Raw genomic sequence first — 648 nt, 5'->3', positions numbered from 1 at the left:
ACGACGCCCGTAGCCTCCACCACGGTTGTCATCACGACGGTCGTCCCGGCGGAAGCCGTCACGCTGGCCACCGCGGTCATCACGGCGGAACCCGCCACGGTCGCGGTCGTTGTCGCGACGGAAACCACCACGGTCTCCGCGCTGACCGCTCCGGTCACCGCGGTCGCCACTGTCCCGTCGCCGCTGGTCGCGCTCCGGTCGGTCGTCGGGAGAGTTGGGGGACATCGGTGACTCCTGTCTTCGGTACTGCAAGTCATTCTCGCGCAGCCGGGTACCCGGTGCGCCCTGGAAAAACGAAAGGACCCTTGGTCCCCAGCTGAACGCTGGGGACCAAGGGTCCTTTCCAAAGATTGTTCGGCGGCGTCCTACTCTCCCACAGGGTCCCCCCTGCAGTACCATCGGCGCTGTAAGGCTTAGCTTCCGGGTTCGGAATGTAACCGGGCGTTTCCCCTACGCTATGACCACCGAAACCCTAATGGTTTCGAGCGAACAAGCACACTCTTTAATTGTCTGTTCAGCTCGAAAGCCGGCAACTGTTCGTTGCCTCAGAACTAACACAGTGGACGCGAGCAACTGAGGACAAGCCCTCGGCCTATTAGTACCGGTCACCTCCACACCTTGCGGTGCTTCCAGATCCGGCCTATCAAC

General features: G+C 62.0%; 1 rRNA gene. It reads right to left on the bottom strand.

From position 1 onward, the window contains the following. Positions 1-352 precede the first annotated feature (352 nt). Positions 353-469, bottom strand: a 5S ribosomal RNA gene (gene rrf / locus ACZ6EG_RS20020). Positions 470-648 lie beyond the last annotated feature (179 nt).

This window comes from Streptomyces sp. NPDC041968 (genome assembly GCF_055589025.1).
The sequence above is the reverse complement of the archived record's forward strand: the minus strand, read 5'-3'. Positions and strand labels throughout refer to the sequence as shown.